Origin of the sequence: Sulfitobacter sp. SBS6 (genome assembly GCF_048285585.1) — a bacterium.
In the GTDB taxonomy this organism is placed as follows: Bacteria; Pseudomonadota; Alphaproteobacteria; order Rhodobacterales; family Rhodobacteraceae; genus Sulfitobacter; species Sulfitobacter pontiacus.
In genome coordinates, this window is sequence record NZ_JBLWBA010000008.1 from 333,342 (window position 1) to 356,284 (window position 22,943).

The 22,943-nt window shown below is 62.1% G+C and carries 25 protein-coding genes; 5 read left to right on the forward strand and 20 right to left on the reverse strand.

Annotation, left to right across the window (positions count from 1 at the left end):
* The first annotated feature begins 63 nt into the window (after window positions 1-63).
* Window positions 64-1,599 (forward strand): ATP-dependent DNA helicase, encoded by a 1,536-nt coding sequence (locus ACNQ62_RS15340; RefSeq protein WP_418095204.1) that lies wholly within the window; start codon window positions 64-66, stop codon window positions 1,597-1,599.
* Here the strand turns inward: ACNQ62_RS15340 and ACNQ62_RS15345 are convergent.
* From ACNQ62_RS15345 to ACNQ62_RS15400, 12 genes are all read right to left on the reverse strand, one after another.
* Window positions 1,596-2,366 (reverse strand): TIGR02186 family protein, encoded by a 771-nt coding sequence (locus ACNQ62_RS15345; protein WP_418095205.1) that lies wholly within the window; start codon window positions 2,364-2,366, stop codon window positions 1,596-1,598. The two genes, ACNQ62_RS15340 and ACNQ62_RS15345, sit on opposite strands and share 4 nt — an antisense overlap.
* Window positions 2,363-3,271, reverse strand: coding sequence for a sulfite exporter TauE/SafE family protein (locus tag ACNQ62_RS15350; protein WP_005851548.1), 909 nt, complete (start codon window positions 3,269-3,271; stop codon window positions 2,363-2,365). The genes ACNQ62_RS15345 and ACNQ62_RS15350 overlap by 4 nt, the downstream gene beginning before the upstream one ends.
* 79 nt (window positions 3,272-3,350) lie before the next feature.
* Window positions 3,351-4,319 (reverse strand): ABC transporter permease, encoded by a 969-nt coding sequence (locus ACNQ62_RS15355; RefSeq protein ID WP_005851549.1) that lies wholly within the window; start codon window positions 4,317-4,319, stop codon window positions 3,351-3,353.
* Window positions 4,319-5,449: an ABC transporter permease gene (locus tag ACNQ62_RS15360; protein ID WP_418095206.1), complete on the reverse strand. Its 1,131-nt coding sequence runs from the start codon at window positions 5,447-5,449 to the stop codon at window positions 4,319-4,321. The genes ACNQ62_RS15355 and ACNQ62_RS15360 overlap by 1 nt, the downstream gene beginning before the upstream one ends.
* Window position 5,450: 1 nt before the next feature.
* Window positions 5,451-7,079 (reverse strand): ABC transporter ATP-binding protein, encoded by a 1,629-nt coding sequence (locus tag ACNQ62_RS15365; RefSeq protein ID WP_037965002.1) that lies wholly within the window; start codon window positions 7,077-7,079, stop codon window positions 5,451-5,453.
* Window positions 7,080-7,081: 2 nt separating this feature from the next.
* Window positions 7,082-8,077, reverse strand: coding sequence for a BMP family lipoprotein (locus tag ACNQ62_RS15370; protein ID WP_418095207.1), 996 nt, complete (start codon window positions 8,075-8,077; stop codon window positions 7,082-7,084).
* Between the two features lie 160 nt (window positions 8,078-8,237).
* Window positions 8,238-8,639 carry a GNAT family N-acetyltransferase gene (locus ACNQ62_RS15375; RefSeq protein ID WP_418095208.1) on the reverse strand — a complete coding sequence of 134 codons (402 nt, stop codon included), beginning with the start codon at window positions 8,637-8,639 and terminating at the stop codon, window positions 8,238-8,240.
* An 11-nt stretch (window positions 8,640-8,650) separates the two neighbouring features.
* Complete coding sequence (gene tsaB, locus ACNQ62_RS15380; RefSeq protein WP_418095209.1) at window positions 8,651-9,307, reverse strand: tRNA (adenosine(37)-N6)-threonylcarbamoyltransferase complex dimerization subunit type 1 TsaB; 657 nt, start codon at window positions 9,305-9,307, stop codon at window positions 8,651-8,653.
* Window positions 9,300-9,860: a NifU family protein gene (locus ACNQ62_RS15385; protein WP_005851560.1), complete on the reverse strand. Its 561-nt coding sequence runs from the start codon at window positions 9,858-9,860 to the stop codon at window positions 9,300-9,302. The genes tsaB and ACNQ62_RS15385 overlap by 8 nt, the downstream gene beginning before the upstream one ends.
* 98 nt (window positions 9,861-9,958) lie before the next feature.
* Entirely contained in the window at window positions 9,959-10,417 is a 459-nt protein-coding gene (locus ACNQ62_RS15390) for a universal stress protein (RefSeq protein WP_005851562.1), read from the reverse strand.
* Window positions 10,418-10,449: 32 nt separating this feature from the next.
* On the reverse strand, window positions 10,450-11,316 hold the full coding sequence (locus ACNQ62_RS15395) for a branched-chain amino acid aminotransferase (protein WP_418095210.1): 867 nt from the start codon (window positions 11,314-11,316) through the stop codon (window positions 10,450-10,452).
* 14 nt (window positions 11,317-11,330) lie between these two features.
* The gene (locus ACNQ62_RS15400) at window positions 11,331-11,567 is read right to left on the reverse strand and encodes a hypothetical protein (RefSeq protein WP_005851566.1); all 237 of its coding nucleotides are present in this window, start codon (window positions 11,565-11,567) and stop codon (window positions 11,331-11,333) included.
* Window positions 11,568-11,691: 124 nt separating this feature from the next.
* On the opposite strand from ACNQ62_RS15400, the gene ACNQ62_RS15405 reads away from it, so the two are divergent.
* Together ACNQ62_RS15405 and ACNQ62_RS15410 are read left to right on the forward strand one after the other, a co-directional pair.
* Window positions 11,692-12,399 (forward strand): M48 family metallopeptidase, encoded by a 708-nt coding sequence (locus ACNQ62_RS15405; RefSeq protein WP_005851568.1) that lies wholly within the window; start codon window positions 11,692-11,694, stop codon window positions 12,397-12,399.
* Window positions 12,400-12,408: 9 nt separating this feature from the next.
* Window positions 12,409-12,759 carry a YigZ family protein gene (locus ACNQ62_RS15410; RefSeq protein ID WP_418095211.1) on the forward strand — a complete coding sequence of 117 codons (351 nt, stop codon included), beginning with the start codon at window positions 12,409-12,411 and terminating at the stop codon, window positions 12,757-12,759.
* 7 nt (window positions 12,760-12,766) lie between these two features.
* Here the strand turns inward: ACNQ62_RS15410 and trhA are convergent, their stop codons facing one another.
* The 3 genes from trhA to rimO all read right to left on the reverse strand — a co-directional run bounded on the left by trhA (window position 12,767) and on the right by rimO (window position 15,475).
* On the reverse strand, window positions 12,767-13,387 hold the full coding sequence (trhA, locus tag ACNQ62_RS15415; RefSeq protein ID WP_009826068.1) for a PAQR family membrane homeostasis protein TrhA: 621 nt from the start codon (window positions 13,385-13,387) through the stop codon (window positions 12,767-12,769).
* A gap of 123 nt (window positions 13,388-13,510) precedes the next feature.
* On the reverse strand, window positions 13,511-13,888 hold the full coding sequence (locus tag ACNQ62_RS15420; RefSeq protein WP_418095212.1) for a hypothetical protein: 378 nt from the start codon (window positions 13,886-13,888) through the stop codon (window positions 13,511-13,513).
* 216 nt (window positions 13,889-14,104) lie between these two features.
* Window positions 14,105-15,475, reverse strand: coding sequence for a 30S ribosomal protein S12 methylthiotransferase RimO (gene rimO, locus ACNQ62_RS15425; protein WP_037943285.1), 1,371 nt, complete (start codon window positions 15,473-15,475; stop codon window positions 14,105-14,107).
* A 64-nt stretch (window positions 15,476-15,539) separates the two neighbouring features.
* On the opposite strand from rimO, the gene ACNQ62_RS15430 reads away from it, so the two are divergent.
* Window positions 15,540-17,483, forward strand: a complete 1,944-nt coding sequence (locus ACNQ62_RS15430; RefSeq protein ID WP_418095213.1) for an AsmA family protein — start codon at window positions 15,540-15,542, stop codon at window positions 17,481-17,483.
* A 169-nt stretch (window positions 17,484-17,652) separates the two neighbouring features.
* Complete coding sequence (gene trpB / locus ACNQ62_RS15435) at window positions 17,653-18,879, forward strand: tryptophan synthase subunit beta (protein WP_418095214.1); 1,227 nt, start codon at window positions 17,653-17,655, stop codon at window positions 18,877-18,879.
* A 75-nt stretch (window positions 18,880-18,954) separates the two neighbouring features.
* On the opposite strand, the gene ACNQ62_RS15440 is transcribed toward trpB, so the two are convergent.
* The 5 genes from ACNQ62_RS15440 to pth all read right to left on the reverse strand — a co-directional run bounded on the left by ACNQ62_RS15440 (window position 18,955) and on the right by pth (window position 22,936).
* Complete coding sequence (locus ACNQ62_RS15440; RefSeq protein ID WP_418095215.1) at window positions 18,955-19,548, reverse strand: DUF4893 domain-containing protein; 594 nt, start codon at window positions 19,546-19,548, stop codon at window positions 18,955-18,957.
* The gene (locus ACNQ62_RS15445) at window positions 19,548-19,937 is read right to left on the reverse strand and encodes a DUF2237 family protein (protein ID WP_306285492.1); all 390 of its coding nucleotides are present in this window, start codon (window positions 19,935-19,937) and stop codon (window positions 19,548-19,550) included. The genes ACNQ62_RS15440 and ACNQ62_RS15445 overlap by 1 nt, the downstream gene beginning before the upstream one ends.
* Window positions 19,934-21,106, reverse strand: a complete 1,173-nt coding sequence (locus ACNQ62_RS15450) for a serine hydrolase domain-containing protein (RefSeq protein ID WP_418095216.1) — start codon at window positions 21,104-21,106, stop codon at window positions 19,934-19,936. Before ACNQ62_RS15450 ends, ACNQ62_RS15445 begins: the two co-directional genes overlap by 4 nt.
* 67 nt (window positions 21,107-21,173) lie before the next feature.
* The gene (locus ACNQ62_RS15455; protein WP_418095217.1) at window positions 21,174-22,208 is read right to left on the reverse strand and encodes a DUF2332 domain-containing protein; all 1,035 of its coding nucleotides are present in this window, start codon (window positions 22,206-22,208) and stop codon (window positions 21,174-21,176) included.
* Window positions 22,205-22,936 carry an aminoacyl-tRNA hydrolase gene (pth, locus tag ACNQ62_RS15460; protein ID WP_418095218.1) on the reverse strand — a complete coding sequence of 244 codons (732 nt, stop codon included), beginning with the start codon at window positions 22,934-22,936 and terminating at the stop codon, window positions 22,205-22,207. The genes ACNQ62_RS15455 and pth overlap by 4 nt, the downstream gene beginning before the upstream one ends.
* Between the last annotated feature and the right edge of the window lie 7 nt (window positions 22,937-22,943).

Genomic DNA, 22,943 nt, shown 5'->3' on the forward strand with positions numbered 1-22,943 from the left:
TGATTGCGCGAATAGCGGCGATGCCATCTGGCCCCCGGTGCCGCGCTGAATTAGGGTCGCGCCATGACAGTACCTGCCCTTACCTATTCCGCCGATCAGGCGGCTGCCTTTGACAGCGTGACCGAGATGTTGCGCCATGCGGGCATCGATCTGGATGACAATCTGCTGATGCCCCCTGCGGGTGGGGCGGACCAAGTGCTGGCGGTGACCGGCAAGGCGGGGTCGGGCAAAACACTGCTGCTGGCAGAATTGTACAAGGCGCTGGAAAATGCCGGCGTCGACATCGTTTCGGGCGACTACGAGCGCAAGAAGAAAGACAAGCGCACCCTTGCCATTCTGGCCCCCACCAACAAGGCGGCATCGGTCCTGCGGCTGCGTGGCGTGCCCGCGACGACGATCCACCGCATCCTCTATACGCCTGTCTATGACCCCGAATACGAACGCATCGCGGAATGGCTGGCGGGCAGCGGTGAACGCCCGGTGATCGAGGGGATGAACGAAGTCTCGCTGGACCGCGCCTTTGCGTTCTACGAGAACAACAAATCCATTCCCGGTGCCTTGGCCGCTGCGGGTCTGCGCGGCAGCGATTTCATCACCGGATGGAAGCGTCGCGAAGAACCGCTGGATATCGGGTTTGTCGATGAAAGTTCGATGCTGGATGACAAGCAGTTCGAGGATCTGAAAGAGATTTTCCCGACGTTGCTGCTGTTTGGCGATCCGGCGCAGTTGGCCCCGGTGGGGCAGTCGGGCACGATGGTGTTTGAAAAGCTGCCCAAGGAACGGGTGCTGAACCTTAGCCGAATTCACCGGCAGCAGGCCGACAACCCGATCCTTGATCTGGCCCATGCGCTTGCCTACCCTGACCTGAGTTTTGAACAGTTCGAGCGTATGGTCGAAGACGCGTCAAAGAAGGACGACCGTGTCGTCTGGGGCCAGCGGGTAGAAGTGGACTTGATGGCGCGGTCGCCTGTGCTGGTCTGGCGCAATGCCACGCGCATCCGGCTGATCAACGCATTCCGGTCGGTCTATGGCGCGCCCGAAGACGCGCTGCTGGAGGGGGAGCCGCTGATCTGCGACGGGATCGAGCTGCCGTTGAAACACCGCAAGAAACGGCTCGACCTTGAAGCGCGCGGCCTGATCAAGGGCGCGCAGGTCGTTTATCTGGGGGCAGGGCGCAAACCGGGCTTTAGCCGCCTGCATGTGATGGGCGCGGAAGACCCGCAAATCTCTGCCGCGTCGATCGTGAAGATCGAAAAACCGGACGAGGAAGAACCCTTTATCCCCTTTGCCGCGCGCATGGGGGCGACGTTTTTGCATGGGGCGGCGGTGACGATCCATAAGGCGCAGGGCAGCCAGTGGGACACGGTGCAGGTCTTTGCGCCCGACCTTTATGCAGCGGCGCGGATGGGCCGGTCAGAGGCGGGGCAACCGCTGTGGAAGCGGCTGGCCTATGTGGCGATCACCCGTGCGCAAGAGCGGCTGATCTGGGTCGTGCGCAACCGCCTGTCGAAACCGTCCGGAATGCTGCGGGTGGATGATTTGCGCGCGGCCCCTGCCGCCCCGCTGAGCCTTGAGACACAGACGGATGATCCCGCCTAGCGGCGCAGCGCCGCAAAAAGGCTAGAGGCCCCCCAGCCCGCCGCGATAGCGATGGCCAGCGATAGCAGACCGTAGACCAGCGCATTTTCCCGCGACAGGTTGAAAAGCCAGCGTTCCAGCCCGACCTTGCGCACGTCGATCAACGTCCCGTATTGCGCCACGACGGACCCGCCGCGGGTCAGGAAAATGCGGGTGTTGTAATCGCCTTCGATCAAGGAGGCGGGCAGTTGCACCGTCGCGCGGAACAGGGTCTGTTCGTCCACGGTCACGCCTTCCTCGTCCAGTTGATACTGGTTCGCCTTGCTGCGGATGCGCACCAGCGCGTCCGAGAAGGCGGCGGAATCCTCGATATTCATCGGCGCACCGACCGACCGGATCGCCCGCGGGACAGAGATTTTATAGCGCAGGTCCTCGGTGCGGTTCAGCACGTCCTGCAAGGGGCCACTGGTGGCGACGGCATAGAAGCTGGGGGCGCGGTCGACCTCTACGGCGGCGGTGTTCACCCAGATGCCAAAGGTCTTTTCCTTGCGCCGCACCGTGACCGGGGCCGACGGGCCGGATACGGTCACCACGACCTCAAGCTCGGGGCCTTCGGGGATCGAGGTCTCGCGTTTCACGGCCCCAAAGATAATGATCTCGGACCCGTTGAAATTGGTGGAGATAGAGACTTCGCTTTGGTTCAGGCCCAGCACGATCGCCTCATCCGCGGTGGCGGAGAAAGACAGGCAGGCTAGCGCCGCCACCAAAAGGGCACGCAGACGGATCATGACGTGAACCCGACGGAATAAAGCTCTGCCGGTTGCAGCAACAGTTCCAGCGCCAGCTTGCCGCAGACGACCAGCACCAGCAGTGCAAGCAGGATCCGCAGCTGTTCCGCCTTGAGCTTGGTGCCAAGGCTGGTCCCGAACTGCGCGCCGATCACCCCGCCGATCAGCAGTAGCACGGCCAGTACGATGTCGACGGTATAGTTGGTGGTGGCGTGTAGCATCGTGGTAAACGCAGCCACAAAGATGATCTGGAACAGCGAGGTCCCGACAACCACCTTGGTGGGCATCCCCAGCAGATAGATCATCGCCGGTACCATGATAAAGCCGCCGCCCACGCCCATGATCGCGGCCAAAAGCCCGACAAAAGCCCCGACCAGCAGCGGTGGGATGACCGAGATATAAAGCCCCGTGACCCGAAAGCGCATCTTGAACGGCAGCTTCTGGATCCACGTGTGTTTCTTGCGCGGGGGGCGTTTGCCGCTGCGGGTCTTGTACATCGCATTCAGCGATTCAATCAGCATCAGCCCTCCGATGATGCCAAGGAAGACGACATAGCACAGGTTGACCAGCAGATCGACCTGACCAAGCGATTTGAGGTAGTTGAAGATGGTGACGCCCGCCGCGGCCCCGACCAGCCCGCCCGCCAGCAGCACGCTGCCCATGCGCAGATCCACCGTCTTGCGTTTTAGATGCACCAGCAGCGCCGAAAAGGAGGAGGCAACGATCTGGTTCGCGCCTGTGGCCACAGCGACCGCAGGGGGGATGCCGATGAAGAACAGCAGCGGTGTGATCAGAAATCCGCCCCCGACGCCGAACATGCCGGATAGAACGCCCACGATACCGCCCAACCCCAAAAGGAGGAACGCGTTGACCGACAGCTCGGCAATGGGCAGGTAAATTTGCATAGAAGCAGTTAGACCGATCCAAAGGTTGAAATCAATCGTGGATGCTGCGCCGCCGCAATTTGCGACGGCGCGGGGAGCGTTAGCGCTCTTTGACGTAGGGCTCGCCGCCGGCACGGGGCGGGATCGCCTTGCCGACAAAGCCCGCGAGGATGATCACGGTCATCACATAGGGCAGGGCGGCCAGCAATTGACCCTGAACCTTGAAGTTCACCAATGCCTCGATCACGTCGGGGCGGGTTTCCAGCGCGCCGAACAGGCCGAACAGCAGCGTGGCCCACAGCGCGTACCACGGGCGCCACTTGGCAAAGATCAGCGCCGCCAGCGCGATATAGCCACGGCCTGCGGACATATCCTTGATGAACCCGGCCTGCAGCGCCGTGCTGAGGTAGGCACCGGCAATACCGCAAAGCACGCCACAGATCAGCACCGCGGCATAGCGCAGCCCGATAACGGAAACCCCTGCGGTATCCACCGCCGCGGGGTTTTCGCCCACAGCGCGCAGACGCAGGCCAAAGCGTGTCCGATACAGCAGCCACCATGTCGCAGGGACCGCGAGGAAGGCGAGGTAGACAAGGATCGAATGGCCCGAGATCAGCTCGGCATAGAGCGGGCCGATGATCGGGGTCTGGGCGATGTCATCGGCAAAGGGCAGGGTGATCGGATTGAACCGCGCCCCGCCGATCAGCGACGGCGTGCGACCACCTTGCTGGAACCAGTCCTGCGCGATCAGCACTGTCAGACCGGCGGCAAGAAAGTTGATCGCGACGCCGGAAATCAGCTGGTTGCCGCGGAAGGTGATGGAGGCAAGCCCGTGTAGCAGGCTCAGCGCCATCGACGCGGCGATGCCGGCCAGCAGCCCCAGCCAGACGTTCCCCGTCAGCGACGCCACGGCCGCCGAAAAGAACGCCGCCGCCAGCATCTTGCCATCAAGGCCGATGTCGAAAATACCGGCGCGTTCGGAAAACAGACCGGCAAGGCAGGCCAGTAGCAGCGGTGTGGCAAGGCGCACGGTGCTGTCGAACAGTTGGATGAGCGTGATATAATCCATTATTCAGCAGGCTCCACCGGTTTGCGTTCGAGCTTGGGGGCCCGTGCGGCGCGCAGCGCCAGAAAGATTTTCTCGAGCGGCATACGCACCATGTTATCCAGCGCTCCGGTAAAGAGGATCACCAGCGCCTGAATGACGACGATCAGCTCGCGCGGGATCGAGGTCCAGAGCGCCAGTTCAGCACCACCCTGATAGAGGAACCCGAACAGGATCGCGGCAAGGAAGACGCCCAAAGGATGGCTGCGGCCCATTAGCGCCACAGCGATCCCGATAAAGCCCGCGCCTTCGGTCGCGTTCAGCACCAGCCGTTCGGCTTCGCCCATGACGTTGTTGATCGCCATCATGCCCGCCAAACCACCCGAGATGATCATCGCGATCATCGTGATCTTGACCGGAGAGATACCGGCGTATTTCGCGGCCGATTCCGAATGGCCATAGGCGCGGATCTCATACCCCAGCCGCGTGCGCCAGATCAGCACCCACAGGAAGATACAGGCCGCAACCGCCACCAGAAGCGAGATATTGGCGGGCGCTGCCTTGGAAAACTCGATCCCCAGCGGGGCAAGGATATCATGCAGCGTCGGTAGTTTGGTCGCGTCAGGAAAGCGTGCCGTTGCGGGGTCCATGCTGCCTTGGGGGCGCAGCATATTAACCAGAATATAGTTCAGCACCGCCGCTGCGATAAAGTTGAACATGATCGTGGTGATCACGATATGGCTGCCCCGTTTGGCTTGCAGGAACGCGGGGATCGCGGCCCAGGCGGCGCCGAACACGGCAGCCATTGCCGCCGCACCGATCAGGGCCAGCGACCAATGGGGCCACGGGATATACAGACAGGCCAGCGCCACGCCCAAACCGCCCAGCATCGCCTGGCCTTCGCCACCGATATTGAACAGCCGCGCGTGAAAGGCGATGGCAACGCAAAGGCCGGTGAACATGAAGTTCGTGGCGTAATACAGCGTATAGCCCCAGCCATAGGTGCTGCCCAATGCGCCGGACACCATCAGTTTGACGGCCGCAACAGGGTCTTCCCCGATGCCCAGAATGACCAGCGCCGACAGGATCGCTGCCAGCAATAGCGAAATCAAAGGCACGAGGACGACCTCGGCCCATTTTGGCATTACGTCCATGTTACACTTCCTTATGCGGATCGCCGCCCGCATGGGCCAGATTGTCTTCGATCTCTTCGATGGAATGGGGCGCATCGGTATCGGTGATGCCCGCCATCAGCAAGCCCAGTTCCTTTTCATCGGTCTGGCTGGCGTCGCGGATGCCCATGACCTGACCGTCGAACATGACAGCCACCCGGTCGCTGAGTGCGAGAATCTCTTCCAGCTCGACCGAGACCAGCAGGATCGCCTTGCCCTGATCGCGCAGGGCGACGATCTGTTCGTGGATGAATTCGATCGCGCCGATATCCACGCCACGGGTCGGCTGTCCGATCAGCAGCAGGTCGGGGTTGCGTTCGATCTCGCGCGCCAGAACGATCTTTTGCTGGTTCCCGCCGGAAAAGTTCTTGGCCGCCAGTTTGGGGTTTGGCGGACGCACGTCGAAACGTTCCATCTTTTCAACGGTGTCGGCCTTGATCGCGGCGTTATCCATCAACATGCCGCTGCGGTAGGCAGGGTCTTTGTGATAGCCGAAGGCGGTGTTTTCCCACGCCTGATAGTCCATGATCAGACCTTCGCGCTGGCGGTCTTCGGGGACATGGGCGATGCCGTGGTTGCGGCGGGATTGGCCGTCGGATTTGTTGCCGGTCAGGTCCAGTGCCGTGCCATTGACGCGCACGCTGCCCTTGCCGGTCTGGTATCCGCCCAGAACCTCAAGCAGTTCGGACTGGCCATTGCCGGCCACCCCCGCAACGCCAAGGATTTCGCCCGCGCGGACTTGCAGATCGATGCCGCGCAGACGCTCGACGCCCTTGTCATCAACGACGCGCAGCCCTTCGACATCCAGAATGACCGGACCGGGGGCCGCGGGTTTCTTGTCGACACGCAGCAGTACCTTGCGGCCGACCATCAGCTCCGCCAGTTCGGCGGGCGAGGTTTCGGCGGTCTTGACGGTGGCGGTCATCTCGCCGCGGCGCATGACCGATACCGTGTCCGTCGTCTCCATGATCTCGCGCAGCTTGTGGGTGATCAGGATGATCGTCTTCCCTTCGGAGCGCAGACGCCCGAGGATGCGGAACAGCTGGTCGGCCTCGGCTGGGGTCAGCACGCCCGTGGGCTCATCCAGAATGAGGATATCGGCCTGACGATACAGCGCCTTGAGGATTTCCACCCGTTGCTGCATGCCGACGCCGATGTCTTGCACTAGCGCGTCGGGGTCCACCTTCAGGCCGTAGTCATCGGCCAGCTTCATCAGCGATTTGCGCGCCTTGGCCAGCGACGGTTTCAACAGCCGCCCGTCTTCGGCACCCAGAATGATGTTTTCCAGGACCGTGAAATTTTCAACCAGTTTGAAGTGCTGGAACACCATCCCGATGCCTGCGGCAATCGCGGCCTGGCTGTCAGGGATGTCGGTCTTTTTACCGGCGATAAAGATGTCGCCTTTGTCGGCTTTGTAGAATCCGTAAAGGATCGACATCAGCGTCGATTTGCCCGCGCCGTTTTCCCCGATGATCCCATGGATCGTGCCGGGCATGACGCGGATAGAGATGTCTTTATTGGCCTGTACCGGACCAAAGGCCTTGGAGATGCCTTTCAGCTCGATCGCCGGAGCGGCAGTTTCCTGCCGCTCCGTATGTGTTGCAGTGCTCACGCTTAGAAGCTCAGGCTCGGGCAGCTGTCGTCGGACATGTAGTCATGTACCTCAAGCGACCCGTCTGCGATCTTGGCTGCTGCTTCATCCACAGCGGCCTGCATTTCAGCGGTAACCAGTGCCTTGTTGTGTTCGTCAATCGCGACGCCCACGCCTTCGTTGCCAACGCCCATGACGTTAAAGCCTTTTTCCATGCCGGGGCCATCGGACATCGCGTCAAACACAGCATTGTCCACGCGTTTGATCATCGAGGTCAGGACTTTGCCCGGGTGCAGGTGGTTCTGGTTGCTGTCCACGCCGATCGACAGGATGTCTTCGTCCGCTGCGGTTTGCAGAACGCCAACGCCTGTGCCGCCCGCGGCTGCATAGACAACATCAGCACCCTGGCTGATCTGCGCTTTTGTCAGTTCGGACCCTTTTACGGGGTCGTTCCATGCGGCAGGGGTCGAACCTGTCATGTTCGAGATCACGGTCGCGTCGGGGTTCACGGCCAGAACGCCTTGGGCGTAGCCGCAGGCGAACTTACGGATCAGGGGGATGTCCATGCCGCCGATAAAGCCGACAGTGTTGGATTTAGAGGCCATCGCCGCCATCATGCCGACCAGATAGGACCCTTCGTGTTCGTTAAAGACAACGGAACGGACGTTGGGCGCGTCGACAACCATGTCGATGATGACAAAATCGGTATCAGGGTAATCGCCTGCAACCTGACCAAGCGCATCACCAAAGGCAAAGCCGGTCATCACGATAGGGTTGGAGCCCGCTTCAGCGAAACGGCGCAGCGCCTGTTCACGCTGTGCTTCGGACTGCAGTTCGATCTCGCGGAAGCTTTCACCGGTCTCTTCGGCCCAGCGTTGCGCGCCAGCAAAGGCGGCTTCGTTGAAGGATTTGTCGAATTTTCCGCCAAGGTCGAAGATCAGGGCGGGTTCGGCCAGAGCCGCACCGGCACTAAGAGCCGTGGCCGCAGCAGCGCCGAGGAATTTGGTCATAAGGGTCATGGAGTGTCTCCCGGTTTATTGTGTTGGGGCGCAAGCGCGAAGCCTTTGCCCGGTCGCAGTTCCGCGCTTGCGCCCGGTTCCGTCGATCAGATGTACGATACTGCGTAGCCCATGGGTAGGGTCAACCGGATTCTCAAGCGCTTGGGGATGATATTGCCTATTAACCGTGCGTAAACTGGCGCGAAAGGATCAATGCATCAACGGATGGCGCATCTTTACGCTGATAATACCCGCGACGTGTAGCCGTCTGGTGAAACCCTGCGGACGTGTAAAGCGCGATGGCAGCGGTATTGTCGGCGGCGACCTCCAGAAAGGCGGTGTCGGCCTGCGTTTCAAGCCCGTCCATCCAGCGTTGCAGCAAGCGGCGGCCAATACCCTGACGTTGGGCTGCGGGATCAACGGCGAGGGTCAGCAGCTCTGCCTCTCCCGCGATGAGGCGGGTCAGGGCAAAGCCCTGCGGCTCCGCCAGATGGGTCACAAAAGGGGAGGCCAGCAGATCGGCGATCTCTTGCGCCGTCCACGCACGGTCTTGCACAAAAGCGGCGGCGTGAAGCCGCGCCATATCCTGCGGCGTCATGAAAAGATCGCGGGCGGTGTGTCGCGGGCCGGGGCGGCATCGGCGGGGCGCAGATACAGCGGGGCAGGGCGCGGGGTCTGGGTGCCAAACTTCGTGGCGGCAATGCGTGCCGTTGCCTCTGCCACGGGCATACGAGGGGGCAAGGCGGTGCCGTTACAAAGTGCTGCGATCATATCGGCCTGATGACCCACACAGACGGGATCAGCGCGCGAGGGCACTGAAGGCAGATCATCCAGCCCACACATCACAGGTTCGCGGTCATCCATCGTGCCGAACACTTGCACGAACAGCTTGTCCTGCCGCGCATCGATGCTGCTGATGACAACGCCATCACGCCCGAAGGCCAGCGCCTGAAGATGCGAAACACCTATCGCAGGCACCCCAAGGCCAAGCGCCAGCCCACGCGCGGCCGAGACCGCGATGCGGATCCCGGTGAAGTTCCCCGGCCCGATGCCGACGCCAATCGCTGTCAGATCGCTATAGGCCACATCTGCGCTGGCCAGCACTTCGGCACATAGGCCAAGCAGCCGTTCGCCCTGACCCTTGTTCATTGGTTCCTCGACGCTGGCGATGATCTGGTCGCCCGACAGCAAAGCGGCCGCACAATGTGCGGCCGATGTATCAAACGCCAGGAGAAGAGGCGTCTTAGGCAACCGGGCGTACCTCGGTCACTTCGGGGATGTAGTGGCGCAGCAGGTTCTCGATGCCCATTTTCAACGTCAATGTGGACGATGGGCAGCCCGCGCAGGCCCCTTGCATGTGCAGATAGACAACGCCGCGCTCGAACCCGTGGAAGGTGATGTCGCCGCCGTCCTGTGCCACGGCAGGGCGCACGCGGCTGTCCAGCAATTCCTTGATCTGGCCGACGATCGCACCGTCTTCGCCCGTATGCTCCGCATGGCCCGACGCGTGGTCATGGCCGGTTTCCATCACCGGCTGGCCGGATTGAAAATGCTCCATAATCGCGCCAAGCAGGGCGGGTTTCAGGTGGTCCCATTCGATCCCGTCAGCCTTGGTGATGGTCACGAAATCGGTGCCGAAGAACACGCCGGTCACGCCTTCGACAGCGAACAGACGCGTGGCCAAAGGCGAGGCGCTGGCGGCTTCGGGGGCGGGGAAATCGGCGGTGCCCATCTCCAGCACGGTCTGACCGGGCAGGAATTTCAACGTTGCGGGGTTGGGCGTGGATTCGGTCTGAATAAACATCACATGCTCCTGAAAGGGTTGATGCAGATATGCGACCTGAGCGCGCGCAAGTCAAGGTTTGGAACGATTCTAAGTTTGCGACGGCCTGCGGTGCCGCCTCAGGTGATCATCTCGAGCCGTTCTTTGCTCATGTCACCGGGAACGATGGTGATCGGCACCGGCAGCGAGCCTGCGTTGCGGGAAAGCTGGGTCACCAAGGGGCCGGGGCCAGATTTCTTGTCGGTGCCCGCGCCAAGCACCAGCACGCCGACTTCGGGGTCATCGGCCAGCTGGTTGATGATCTCGTCCACGATCACACCTTCGCGAATGACCAGCGCGGGCTCCACGTTCAGCCGGTCGCGCATCCATTTGGCGAAGACCTCGAAATGCACCTCGATCCTTTCGCGGGCTTCTTCGCGCATGACCTCGGCCACACCGATCCAGTGATTGAATTCGTCAGGCGGGATGACCGACAGCACCACCACCCCGCCGCCAGAGTTGGACGCCCGCATCGCGGCAAATCGCATGGCGTTCAGGCATTCGCGGCTGTCATCCAGCACAACCATAAATTTACGCATAGCATCCTCCTGTTGAACGGCGGGGGGCGGGGTCAGCCACGGTCAGAGGCCGCCCAATCCCAATACATCTCGCGCACGCGGCGGGTCATGGGGCCGATCTGGTACTGCGTGTCGTCAAACGCTTTGACCGGCGTGACCTTCATCATGTTGCCGGACAAAAAGACCTCGTCCGCGGCATGGAAGTCATCAAAGCCTAGTACGGTCTCGTGCACCTTGATCCCGTCGGCGCGCATGTTCGACATATGCCGCGCGCGGGTGATACCGGCCAGAAACGTGCCATTGGGGATCGGGGTGAACGCCTCGCCATCCTTGACCATGAACACATTGGCAGAGGCCGATTCGGCGACATTGCCCATGGCGTCGGCGACCAGCGCGTTGCCAAAGCCCTTGGCGCGGGCTTCAACCATCATGCGGGCGTTGTTGGGATAAAGGCAGCCCGCCTTGGCATTGACGACGTTGTCTTCGAGCACGGGACGCCGGAAACGGGTCCGTGTCAGCGTCGTGGCCGCATCGGGTGCCGCCATAGGGATCTGTTCAAGGCTGATGGCAAAACCGGTCGCGTCCTTTAATGGCACGATCCCCAGCTCGTCGCCCGCCAGCGCCCAATACATCGGGCGGATATAGACGGCGGCGTCTTTGGGGTAGCTTTTCAGACCCTCGCGTACCATCTCGACCATATCGGCGGTCTCGACCGTGGGGGTGATCATCAGCGCCTTGGCCGACCGGTTGATCCGCGCGCAATGCGCCTCCAAATCGGGGCTGAGACCGTCGAACAGCCGCGCCCCGTCGAATACGGTCGTGCCCAGCCATGCACCGTGGTCCGCGGCCTTGATGACAGAGATGTCACCCTCGTGCCAACTGCCTTCGTAAAATGTCTTGATATGTGTGCCAGTGGCCATTGCGTGTCCTTTGGTTACCGCTTGGGCGCGGTGCGGTAGATGCCCTCGGGCAGGTTCAGCGCGGCTGTCAGATCGTGCAGCTGCTCGGGCGAGAGGCTGATCTTGCAGACAGAGTTGGTGCGCGGGTCCCATTGCTCGAATGTGATAACGCTGGCAAAGGCCTGCACCGTCACATCTTCACGCAAGGGTGCTTTGCCTTCGTCGATCAGAGTGATCACACTCGCATCGAATTCGTGTTCAATCGTAAACATGAAGGCACAGTATTCTTTCGGTGGTCCAATGCAAGGGCAGCACTGCGCCGTCTGTTCAAATCCGCGCCGCCGCGTTAAAACGGTGGCAGATCTATTCGTTGCCCTTTTGAGGATGCGTTACGTGATGTTGAGATACTGTCTTGCTCTGGCTGCTGCGGCATTTATGGCTGCCTGCGAACCGACGACCATGTCGGGGCCTGTCTCCACCCAACCCGAGCAAGGGCAACCCGCTAGTTTTTCCGCCAATGAATCCGCCCGCAGCTTTATCCGCGTGTTGCAAACGGTCGAACCTGTCGCCGAACGGGAATGTCGCGTGCGGACCTCGCAGGTGAATTGCGATTTCAACATCGTGGTCGATGACCGCCCCGGCCAGCCCGCCAACGCCTACCAAACCGAGGATAAGGCCGGGCGTCCGGTCATCGCCTTCACGCTCGCCCTGATCGCGGATGCGCGGAACGAGGACGAGCTTGCCTTTGTCATGGGTCACGAGGCTGCCCACCACATCGAAGGGCATATCGCGCGCCAACAGCAGAACGCGGTCGCCGGCGCGGTGATCTTTGCCGGTCTCGCCACGCTGAGCGGGGGCGATGCCACAGCGGTCGAATCGGCACAGCGTCTTGGGGCTCAGGTGGGCGCGCGGACCTATTCCAAGGACTTCGAGCTTGAGGCAGACGCCTTGGGCACCATTATCACCGCACGCGCAGGGTATAACCCGCTGCGGGGGGCCGAATTCTTTACCCGTATTCCTGACCCGGGTGACCGTTTCCTGGGCACGCACCCGCCCAATGCATCGCGTCTGGATACCGTACGGCGGACCGCGGCGGGGCTGTAACGGGACCGCATGAAGCAGCTTGGCCAGATACTGTCGGACCGCGGGTCCAAATATGCCGTCTCAGGCTGCCCCGCGTCCGATCGCGCCGCCGTGGATGCAGCGCTGAAAGAGCTCAAGCGCGATAAATCTTATGCCAAGGCAACCCACAACACCTGGGCGGTGCTGCTGTCAGACGGCGGCCCGCTGAAAGGCGATGATGGGGAATCCGGTGCGGGGATGGTGATTATCCGGATGCTAGAGCGTGAGGGGCTGGAGGATCACTTGATCGTGGTCACGCGCTGGTATGGCGGGAAACATTTGGGCGGCGACCGGTTCCGCCACGTGCAATCCTGCGCGCGCGCCTATCTGGACGCGGCCTGACACGGGCTTACAAGCTGATAGAGATGGCGGCGAAAAAGCAGATAGAGGCGGCAAGCACAAAGCTGTGCCAGATCGCATTCTGAAAGCGCATGCCGGGGTGTGCAAAGACGATCGTCCCCAGCGTATAGATCAATCCGCCGATGCCGATCAGCGTCAGCGCCGTGGTGGGCAGGCTTTGCCACATCGGCCAGACCAGCAGCACAGACAGCCACCCCATGCCAAGATAGAGATACAGCGACGCTTTAGACTCCGTGCTCCAGAAAGACAGTTTGGCGACCGCGCCGATAATGGCCAGCGCCCAGACCACGGCGAGGATGCCATAGGCGAACCCCGTTCCGATGAGCACAACAAACGGTGTGTAGGTGCCCGCGATCTTGAAGTAGATCGCCGCATGGTCAATCCGCCCCAGCAGGGCACGGGTACGATCAAACGGCAAAAGGTGGTAAATTGCCGACGCCAGAAGCGACAGGACAAAGCAGGCCGCATAAACCAGCGTCGGTGTAAGCTGCTCCCCCTGGCTTGCAGCATAGGTCGTCAGCAAGATTGTTGCCGGTATCGCAAATCCCAGACCCAACACGTGGATCGTGCCATCGGCGAGAGTGTCAGCGGTTGGGTGCGGATAAGCCATAGGTCAAATCTAGCACCCGTTTGCAACATTCCCATGTCAGATTTCGTCTAATTGATGGCGCTTTGGTATCTCGGCCTATCCATTCGTATAGGAGGTTGTGCCGACGCGTGGCGCGCGTCCGGATCAACGGGGTTTATTGCCGTCGATCCAGCGCGACATCATCGTCTTGTCGCGGAAACATTCCTGCGGGATATCGCGGCGCTTCAGACGGGCGATGCGTTCGGCAAAAGCGACCTGCTTTGACGACGGATACTGCGAAAACGGCCCATCCACCGGCTTGGGCTTATGGGCGTCGATCCATTCAGACAGCGCGGCGCGGTCGGTCAACGCCCGTTTTGGCACAGGCGCGCCGGTCTTGAGGCTAAGCGAGGTAGCATAGTGCATCTGCTTCTCCGTCGGCGGCAAAGCGGCGCGCGCGTCGCGGGCTGAAACTTCTGCATGGGCAGGTACGGCCCCGTTGTCGGGATCGAACATGCCAGGAAACTGCGGTTGGTAGGACATTGTGTAGGCCCCCTTGTTCTGGTTAGAACATATATAGAACATCGCGTGCGCATTTTCAAGGGTTTCACCTCTGATACGCCATCACGTGTCTATATGTAGGGTGCGGATTTGCAATTTCCACAACATGGGCTGCGCCTGCAATCGGACCTGCCTGCGCGAATAGGAACGCCAGGGCGCTCGGATTGTTCCACGGTTGAGAGGGGGGAGGGTGGTGGCCTAGACCACGCGCCCCCAAAGATCGTATTCGCCGGCTTCTTCGACTTCGACGGTCACGATCTGGCCCACGCTCAGGTTTTCAAAGCCTTCGTCGATGAACAGGTTGCCGTCGATCTCTGGCGCGTCTGCCTTCGTGCGGCAGGTGGCGGCCTCGTCGTCGATCTCGTCGATGATCACATCCATGCGGCGACCCACTTTGGCTTCCAGCTTGGCGGCCGAGATGGCCTGCGCCTTCTCCATAAAGCGGTTCCAGCGGTCTTGTTTGACCTCGTCCGGCACGTGATCGGGGAGCGCATTTGACCGCGCCCCGTCAACGTTTTCGTACTGAAAACAGCCCACCCGGTCCAGCTGCGCCTCGTCGAGCCAATCCAGCAGAGTCTGGAACTCCGCCTCTGTCTCGCCGGGGTAGCCGACGATGAATGTCGACCGCAGGGTGATGTCGGGGCAGGTGTCACGCCACGCGGCGATTTCATCCAGCGTCTTTGCCGCCGCCGCAGGGCGGGCCATGCGTTTCAGCACGTCGGGATGTGCATGCTGGAAAGGAATATCCAGATAGGGCAGTACCAGACCTTCGGCCATCAGCGGGATCAGGTTGCGCACATGGGGGTAGGGGTAGACGTAATGCAGCCGTACCCACGCCCCGAGCGACCCCAGATCACGGGCCAGATCGGTGATATGCGCGCGGTGGCCACGGTCTTCGGCATGTTTGATATCGACGCCGTAGGCCGAGGTATCCTGCGAGATCACCAGCAGTTCGTTCACGCCGTTCTGCACCAGCTTTTCAGCCTCGCGCAGGATCGCATGGGCAGGGCGCGATTGCAGGCGGCCGCGCATGTCGGGGATGATGCAGAACTTGCACTTGTGGTTACAGCCCTCCGAGATCTTCAGATAGCTGTAGTGGCGCGGCGTCAGGCTGACGGCCTGCGCGGGCAGCAGATCGATAAACGGATCGGGCGAAGGCGGCACGGCCCCATGCACCGCGTCCAGCACCTGCTCATATTGGTGCGGGCCGGTGACGGCCAGAATACGCGGGTGATGTTCGCGGATATAATCCGGCTCGGCCCCGAGGCAGCCGGTCACGATCACCTTGCCATTTTCGTTCAGCGCCTCGCCAATCGCGTCAAGGCTTTCGGCCTTGGCGGAATCAAGGAACCCGCAGGTGTTCACAATCACCGCATCCGCCCCGGCGTAGTCCGGCGACACGCCGTAGCCTTCGGCGCGCAGGCGCGTCAAAATCCGTTCGCTGTCGACCAGCGCCTTGGGGCAGCCCAGCGATACCATGCCGATGGTCGGCTGGCCGGGGCGGGACGGATTGCTGATCTGGGCCTTTGGCGCAAGATCGGGGCGTAGATTTGGTGGGTTTGTGCTCATGAACTGCGCTATAAGCCATGCAAAGGGTCTGGGAAAGGCCCCGCATCAGGCAAGGAGACGGGCGATGAAGTGGATTATTCGGGCAATTGGCATACTGCTGCTGATTTTGGTGGTCGCGGTGGGGTCGCTGTTCTTGCTGCCCGCCGACCGTATTGCGCGAATCGCGGCGGACCAGCTGCGCAACCTGACAGGGCGCGAGGTCACGATCACGGGCGATGTGGGGCTGACCTTCTGGCCGGTGCTGGGGGTGACCGCAGGCGGGCTAGAAGTCGGGAATGCCGATTGGGCCAAGGATGGGGCGATGCTCTCGGCCGCCAATGCCGCCATCGGGGTTGATGCGATGGCGCTGATCCGGGGCGAGATCAAGATCACCAACATTGAAGCCCAAAGCCCCACCATCCGGCTGGAGCAGCGCCGCGACGGGCGCGCCAGCTGGCAGTTCAGCGACGGCGGCGGCGAGGCAGCCATCGAGACCGCTCCGACCGCGCCAGCGCGTAGCCCGCGCCCGCTGACGATCCAGCGGCTCAATATCACCGACGCCACGTTGATCTATGATGCCGAGGGCAGCGATCTGGTGCGATTTGACGGTGTGGACCTGTCGCTCGACTGGCCCGAACGGGCGGGCGATGCGGTGATCAAGGCCGCCCTGCGCCCCGCGGCCGATCGCGTGTCGATCGAGGCGACGATCAACCGGTTTGACCAATTCCTGAACGGCGATATCCGCCCGCTGCGTGCCCGTGTGGACACCAAAGGCGGCGGCGTCTCGCTGACCGGACGGGCGGGGCTGACCGGCGCTGTCGCAGGGGATCTCTGGCTCAAGACGTCGGACACGGGGCGTTTTCTGGCAGCGCTCGGGGTGGGTGACATCGCACTGCCGCAGGGCTTGGGAAAGACTGCGGATATCAACCTTGATCTGACCCTGACGCCCGACCGGCGCTTGGCCCTGCGCGAGGTGGTGGCCGATCTGGGCGGGAACGCCCTGACCGGTGCGGCGGATATCACGCTGAACGGCACGCCCGATGTGAACGCGCAGATCAACGTCGGCGCGCTGGACCTGACCGGCTTTGCGGGCAGCGCCCCCAGTGGCACCGCGCCCGCGTCCAGCACCCCCGCGCCAGCGTCCCCGACAGGGTGGTCGAAAGCAACGATTGATGCGTCCGCGCTTTCCGCCTTCAACGGCGAGGTGGCACTGCGGGCAGATAGCATTGATCTGGGCACGCTAAGCTTGGGCGCGACGCGCGTATTGCTGCGCAACGACCGATCGCGTCTGGTCGCTGAACTGCGCGAGATCAGGGCCTATGCCGGTGTGATCAGTGGCGAATTCGTGGTCAACAACCGCAACGGCCTGTCGGTGGGCGGGGCGCTGAACGCGACCTCCATCGCCATGCAGCCTTTGCTGCAACAGACCGCAGGGCTGGGCCGGTTCCACGGTACGGGCGATGCAGAGGTATCTTTCCTCGGGTCCGGCGCATCGCTGGACGCGATCATGCGGTCGCTTAGCGGATCGGGCGCGGTGAATGTCGGGCGTGGTCATATCGAGGGGATCGACCTTGATGCGCTGATGGGCAATTTCGACGTCGAGGGTGGCACGACGGTCTTCGATTCCCTTGCCGCGACATTCGACATGGATCAAGGCGTGCTGCGCAACGACGACCTGCTGATGCAGCTGCCGAACTTTACCGCCACGGGCACAGGGCAGGTGGGGCTGGGGGCGCAAACGCTTGATTATACCGTCACGCCCAAGGCACTGCGGGTGAACGGCGATCGGGGGCTGGCCATTCCGGTGCGCATCTTCGGGCCGTGGGCCGCACCGCAGATCAAGCCGGATTTGCAGGCGGCGCTGGACATGAACTTTGCCAAGGAAAAGGAACAGGCCCGCCAAAAGCTGAACGAAAAGCTGGAGGAGGAACTGGGCGTATCGCGGCAGGACGGGCAATCGGTCGAGGATGCGGTGAAACAAAAGGTAGAGGACGAGCTGCGGCGCGGGCTGTTCAAGCTCTTTGACTAGCGGCGCGCCACGCGGGCGGTGTGTTTCCAACAGCTCAGTTTGGAAAACTGCAATTTTCCGTGGCGTTTTACGGGCGAGGGGCGGTACGGGCCCTTCGCCGCCCCCGCCCCGTCTTTACCTGTCGCGGCGGGGGCGTTAAGGCTGGTCGCCAAGCGCAAGGAGCACCTCCATGGACAATGATCTTTTCAACTCTTTCATGACCGGACCTGACGAGAATGGCCGCTTTGGCGATTTCGGGGGGCGGTTTGTGTCGGAAACCCTGATGCCGCTGATCCTCGAACTGGAAGCGGAATATGAAAAGGCCAAGACGGACGACAGCTTTTGGGCCGAGATGGACGACCTGTGGACCCACTATGTCGGTCGCCCCAGCCCGCTGTATTTCGCAGAGCGTCTGACCGAACATCTGGGCGGTGCCAAGGTTTACATGAAGCGCGACGAGCTGAACCACACCGGCGCGCATAAGATCAACAACGTGCTGGGCCAGATCATTCTGGCGCGGCGCATGGGCAAGAAACGGATCATCGCGGAAACCGGTGCGGGCCAGCACGGTGTGGCCACGGCCACCGTCTGTGCCAAGTTCGGTCTGCAATGCGTTGTCTATATGGGCGCGCATGATGTTGAACGTCAGGCCCCCAACGTCTTCCGCATGCGTCTGCTGGGTGCCGAAGTGATCCCCGTCACCTCGGGCCGTGGGACGCTGAAAGACGCGATGAACGACGCGTTGCGCGATTGGGTCACCAATGTGCGCGACACATTCTATTGCATCGGCACGGTCGCAGGGCCGCACCCCTATCCGGCGATGGTCCGCGACTTTCAGGCGATCATCGGCAAGGAAGTGCGCGAACAGATGGACGCCGCCGAAGGCCGTCTGCCCGACACGTTGATCGCCGCGATCGGTGGCGGGTCGAACGCGATGGGGCTGTTCTATCCGTTCCTAGATGACAAGGACGTCAATATCATCGGCGTCGAAGCCGGCGGCAAGGGCGTGAACGAAAAGATGGAGCATTGCGCGTCACTGACCGGTGGCCGCCCCGGCGTGCTCCACGGTAACCGTACCTATCTGTTGCAGGACGACGACGGTCAGATCCTCGAAGGGTTCTCTATCTCGGCCGGTCTGGATTACCCCGGTATCGGGCCTGAACATTCCTGGCTGCACGACATTGGCCGCGCGCAATATGTGTCGATCACCGATAAAGAAGCGCTTGAGGCGTTCCAGCTGAGCTGCGCGCTTGAAGGGATCATTCCCGCGCTCGAACCCAGCCACGCGCTGGCGCATGTGATGAAGATCGCACCAGAGCTGCCCAAGGATCACATCATCTGCATGAACATGTGTGGGCGCGGCGACAAAGACATCTTCACCGTCGCCAAGGCGCTTGGTTTTGACATGAAGGTCTGAGGATCAGACGAAAGCTTAGACACTGACGATCACGACGGGGGCGGCGCATCGCCCCCTTTTCTTTTGGCGCTGGCCCTATCGGGTCAGCTCTAGGATATCAAAGTCGCTTTCGACCACCGGCGCGGGAAACATCAGCCGCGCCCGCTGGTTGCTGACACGTTCGAACACCGCGACATCGGGTTGCAGGGTGCCATCTCCGGCAAAACCGGGTGGCAGGGCGTCGTAAGCGGGCGGCACCTCTCCGGCGACATAGCCGACGCCAGCATAGACCGCGCGCCCGTCTCGCAGCGTGATGACCCCCGTGGTGCGCTGCGACCCGCTGAGCTTTTCAAACAGATACCCGTTGCCCTGAAAGGTCAGGCGGCATCTGAACGGGCTATAGACCACCAGCGCGGGCAGGCCGCCCAGTTTCATCGTGCGGCAGGACCAATCGCCTGCCAGCCCCTCGTCAAAGGCAACCTGCGGCGTGCCGGACAAGGCGCGCGACAGGGCGGCCAGGTCATCCGCGCTGCCGCTTTGGAACGCTTGCAGCAGGGCATCGCCCGCCGTGGCCTCGAACCGGTCGAGGCGAAGCTGCTCTTGCGGGCGCAGGGCGTTTTGGGCGATGGCTGGGGCGGCGCAGAGCACTGCGGTCAAGGCAGTAGTCAGGGCAGCAGTCAGGCGCAGCATCAGTCTGCCCCGCCGTTCGGGCGCAGGGCATGGGCCTGCAGGACGTTCAGCGGCACGATATCCAACGCGCGCTGATGGGTTGCCTCAAGATGCACCTTTGGCGCGCAGCCCTCGTCCGCCGCTTGCAAGAAACGCCCCGCACAAAGACACCACGGATCGCCCGCCGACAGTCCGGCAAAGCCGAATTCGGGGCGCGGTGTGCTGAGGTCGTTGCCGACATATTTGGAATAGGCCAGAAACTCGGCCGTCATGATCGCGCAGACCGTGTGGCTGCCCTGATCGGCGGCACAGGTGTTGCACGACCCGTCGCGGAAAAAGCCCGTGACGGGATCGCTGCCACAGACGGCCAGCGGGCCGCCAAGGATATTGATGCTTTCGTCAGGTGTCATGTGCCCCCCAAGGCTGCGCTGATCTGGCGGAAGATGGCGATGTTCTGATCGCTGACCCCGGCCTCGCGGAACTTGCGGTCGGCGGCATTGGTCGCGATCACCACCCCGTCAGCGCGGTTGATGTAGATATACTGACCATACACACCGCGGGCCATGAATTCACCCTCTGTCGCACCTTGGGGAATCCACCACTGATAGCCATAGCCGATCTGCCCCTCTGCCGTCGGGGCCGATGGCGCGGTAGAGGCGGCGACCCAGTCCGCGGGTACAATCTGCTGACCGTTGTAGCGACCGTTTTGCAGGAACATCTGCCCCATGCGGGCGTAATCGCGGGTCGTCAGGTTCAACCCGCCCAAGACAAAGGCGACACCCGCGCCGTCAGTCACGTAATAGGGCGCATGCTCCAGCCCCATGGGGGTGATGATCTTTTCCGACAAAAGATCGGTGACGGACTGGCCTGTTGCCCCCCGAACGACCATGCCGATGACATGGGTGTCGATCGACACATACTGCCATTGGCTGCCGGGCGTGGTGAAAGTATCTTTCAGGCTTGCGGTGAAATCGTCCAACTCTCCGCCAAGGGCGAGGGCGCGGCCCATCTTGTTGATGTCGGAATCCGGGTCGAGGTAATCTTCGTCAAAGGTAACCCCGCTGGCCATGTTAAGCACGTTGCGCAGCGTCGCCCCGTCATAGGCGGTGCCTTTCAGCTTGGGCGCGTAGGTCGTGACGGGGTCGTCAAGCGATGCAATCGCCCCTTGGTCCAGCAGGATACCCACAAGCGCGGAAAGGTAGCTTTTGGCGACAGACCAGCTGATCCGCAGATCATCGGGCTGGGTGCCTTTAAAGTAGTTCTCATAGACAATCTGACCATCTTTCAGCACAACCAATGCCGTCACATCCCGCGCCTTGATCCACTCGTTGACCGGGGCCGGGGGAGCGTATTCGGGTCCATAAGACAGCTCTGCCGTGGGGCCATCACCGCGCGACAGGGGTTTGGACAGGAAGGCCTCGTCCATGTGGCTGAAGTTATGCACGATCTTGTCTTCGGCAAAGAGCGAGTTCACCGCCAGCAGCCGCGTGATCTCTTCGCGCTTCCACAGGCCGACAACGACCACAGCCACCACCAGAGCCAGTAAAATACGGCCCAGCCATTTCCCGAATGTGCGCATGAAATCCTCCCTGATATGCGGAGATACCCAAGCACGAAGGCTGCGGTGGTGCCAGATAAACTTGGCGTCAGCCGGTGTAGGTCCAATCGATCCAGCGACCGTGGAAATCGACCCGCGCCAAGGGCATGGTGATGTCACCGGGCCAGAGCCTGAGCGTCAGCGCGGCCCCCTTGAGGCCCGATCCGTCCTGCTCCATCGACAGCCATGCCAGCGGGCGGTTGCGCGTGGCGCGTTTGCCAGCTGCCTCGATCAACGCCTTGCCACGGGCCTGTGCCGCTTTGGGGAAATACTGCCACGCGACGGTGTGCTGGATCAGGTGCAGGCACCCTTCGGGGGATTGGGGCAGGGTGCGGGCCAGCCAGTCAATCGCATCGCCGCGTTGCACCTGCGCCGTCATGACAGAGGCCGCGGTCCGCGTCAGTGTCAGGCGTTCGGGTTGGTCCGCCCAGATATAGGACATCAGCCGCAACAGGTGGTCGGGCCGCGTCGGGTCCAGCGGGTTCAGATCAACGCCGCGACGTTTTTCGACCTGCGGGTTGATCGCCGGTGGCAGTTTGCCGGTCCAGTCAGGCGACATCAGGATCGTGGACATGTTCGACCCGAAGCGATGCCCCTCGATCTCGAGCACGAAGTGGTCCCACATCAGGTTGAGCCCACCGCTGGCCCCGAGTTCGGACAGGCGGATCGGCAGGTTGAAATGCTGCGCCGCGACGCGGGCCCCCGCGATCAACGCGGCAGAGCGGCGGACCTCGTTCGTTTGCGGCGCGCTGTCGGTCCAATCAAGCAAGAAGGCTTCATGCGTGGTGATCGCTTCGCGCACGGCCTCTGACAGGGCTTGGTCGCTCGCCTTGTGCGGGGGGTAAACGGCCATCAGCGCAGGCGCTTTGCGTTTCAGCACCAGCGCATGCAGCCCGCCCGCGATGCGCAGGGGAAGGGACGCGCCCGACGGGCCGATATCCCCTTCGATCGCCGCAAATTTACGGCCAAGGGCTGTGTCGGCGGGCCAGTCCCGCGCCAGCACGCCCATCAACTGCCCCATGAAGGGAGATCCGAGTGCGATGCAATGCCCGGCTTGCTCTTCAAAGGCGGCTTGCAGTGTCACTTGAACCGGTCCAGCAGCTTTTGCATGGCGCTACGATCGTCGATCTGGGAGGCAGGCTCTGCCTTGGGCTGCGTTGGGGCCGGCTGCGCGGGCTTTGGCGCAGCGGCTTGAGCGTTGGCCGCAGTGCCCGCGGGTTTCTTGGTGCCCGTGCCGGATCGTGGCGGGGCAACACGCAAGGCCACGGCGTTCATGAACTTGGCCGTATCGCCGCGCGCCAGGTCCGCGGCACCGTCGCTGATCCCGCGCAATACGTCGTCCAGCCACTCCTGCTCTGCCTTGGCAAAGTCGCGCAGGACATAGCCAGGTACGGCGTCCTTATGCCCCGGATGGCCTACGCCAAGGCGCACACGGTCATAGTCGGGACCGATATGCGCATGGATCGACCGCAAGCCATTGTGCCCCGCATGCCCGCCGCCGGTCTTGCATTTGACCTTGCCGGGGGCGAGGTCGATTTCGTCGTGCAGAACGATCACATCTGCCGGTTCAAGCTTGTGAAACCGCATGGCCGATTGCACCGACTGACCAGAGTTGTTCATGAATGTCTCGGGCTTGAGCAAGACCACGCGGTCCGCGCCAAAACGCCCTTCGACCGTTAGCCCGTTGTGCTTGGTCTTCCATCCTGCAAAGCCGTGATCCTGCGCGATGCGGTCCAGCGCCATAAAGCCGATGTTATGCCGGTTGCCCGCGTATTTGGCACCCGGATTGCCAAGCCCTACGATCAGTTTCATGCGGACC